Below are 255 nucleotides of genomic sequence, written 5' to 3' on the forward strand. Positions count from 1 at the left end.
TACGGAGGATGCGAGCGTTATCCGGATTTATTGGGTTTAAAGGGAGCGCAGACGGGTTTAAGTCAGCTGTGAAAGTTTGGGGCTCAACCTTAAAATTGCAGTTGATACTGGTCCTTGAGTGCGGTTGAGGTGTGCGGAATTCGTGGTGTAGCGGTGAAATGCTTAGATATCACGAAGAACTCCGATTGCGAAGGCAGCACACTAAGCCGTAACTGACGTTCATGCTCGAAAGTGTGGGTATCAAACAGGAGAGAG

At 48.6% G+C, this 255-nt stretch carries 1 rRNA gene; it reads left to right on the forward strand.

Annotated elements, in window-relative coordinates:
- Positions 1-255, forward strand: a 16S ribosomal RNA gene (locus KKQ10_RS28315); the annotation flags it as partial.

Origin of the sequence: Pseudomonas sp. MG-9 (genome assembly GCF_018729515.1) — a bacterium.
Classification (GTDB): Bacteria; Pseudomonadota; Gammaproteobacteria; order Pseudomonadales; family Pseudomonadaceae; genus Aquipseudomonas; species Aquipseudomonas serboccidentalis.